Source organism: Moorena sp. SIO4A1, from assembly GCF_010672065.1.
In the GTDB taxonomy this organism is placed as follows: Bacteria; Cyanobacteriota; Cyanobacteriia; order Cyanobacteriales; family Coleofasciculaceae; genus Moorena.
On record NZ_JAAHHX010000686.1, the window covers coordinates 1 to 1,495 of the forward strand.

The 1,495-nt window shown below is 42.8% G+C and carries 1 protein-coding gene and 1 pseudogene; both read right to left on the bottom strand.

What is annotated here, in order from left to right; all coding sequences use genetic code 11:
- Window positions 1–516 (bottom strand): annotated as a pseudogene (locus tag F6K53_RS41935) (Uma2 family endonuclease); the annotation flags it as partial.
- A gap of 277 nt (window positions 517–793) precedes the next feature.
- A complete protein-coding gene (locus F6K53_RS41940) occupies window positions 794–1,057 on the bottom strand; it encodes a hypothetical protein (RefSeq protein WP_075896879.1) in 264 nt (87 codons plus the stop codon).
- Between the last annotated feature and the right edge of the window lie 438 nt (window positions 1,058–1,495).

Below are 1,495 nucleotides of genomic sequence, written 5' to 3' on the forward strand. Positions count from 1 at the left end.
TAATCCTCTGGATTAAACGGGTCGTACCAAAAATACTCTGGTACTCTGACTTGGTCTTGATAAACTACTTTTTTAGTAGTTTTATCGGTGTTAGCTGTACTATCATAAATTAGCTCAATGATGACATCAGGTCCTTTACCTTCTTCCCAAACTACCCAACTTAGTCGTTCGACTTTGGGAACTCCAAGCACTACAAATACATCCGGACCAAGGCCGTAGGCCACGCTTCGCGAAGCGATGCAGCGCGGTCTTGGGGGTTTCCCCCATGAGCGACTGCATCAAGACACGGAAGTCTTGATTCCTAATTTGTGCTGCACTGAAATGAAGAAACATATTACCCCCAACATAGCCATCTTCCCACTGGGCTAACCAAGGGTATAACGGATCAATCAGCAATTCCATCTGAAGTTTATGTCGTTCCGTTTCCATGGGAATACCGTCATCACAGGGAAGTTCATATTGGGTTGGCGGTACAGGAGTATTAGGCACAACAGCAGAGGTCATGGTTTTAGACATAGTTTCTCTTTGGTGGTATCACCTACTCAACGATAACGCCCATCGCTACGGTATCGTTGAAACTCGCAAAAAAAACTAGCACTTGGTTATGTATTTTTTGACCAAACTATGGTATAAGAGTTGCTACACTAGTTATTCTATTAGTAGTAAAATTTTATAGGACAGTATCGGAATAGTTGTTATAGAAAAGGGAACAGGGAACAGCGGATCTGGGAACAGAAATATGTCTTAACCTTTACTTCGACTGCTATTACTTCGACTGCTATATTTAGTCCGATTAGTAAGATGCGATCGCGTAGCGTGACCAAAGGTCAATCCCGTAGCGGCTCGTACCGAGCATCGCAATGCCACTTGCTTCAGTAGGGTCTAGGTCAGATTTACCCTGTGCAGACAAATCCGCTCCTGCTGTCCGGGGCGTAAGCGATCGCGTCATCGTCTCCGGATTGTACTGGAAAATAATCACACTAGCTAGGGGGTTAGCAGGGTCTAGAGCGACTATTGCCCCTCTCAACAAACGAGGGGAAAGGGGAGATGTAGCCATGAAATCCTTGTGGTTAATAAACTGCTGATCTCAAGTCCAGTTGAATACTTATTATTGAGCTAACTCATCACTTGTTAATTGTTAATTTTTGATTGTCAATGGTCAAAGTCAATATAGCAAGGGAGCAGGGAGCAGGGAACAGAGAAGAGGGAATAGGGAATAGGGAATAGCAATGCGCTGCATCAAGAGGTGCGACCCGTGGCGAATTTAATTCTTAATGGTAAGAGCGCACCTAACAGGGAATCAATGTCAAAGAAGACTGTACCTCATAACTGCGATAAACGCTATATAACGCTTATTTTTGTAGTTTTCAATATTATTAAATCTCAGCTAAAACAATGGTAAATAAGGGAGCATGTCACTTATGCAGAACATTTGTACGCTTATCTGGGTAATAGGTAATAGGTAATAGGTAATAGGTAATGGGTAATAGGTAAT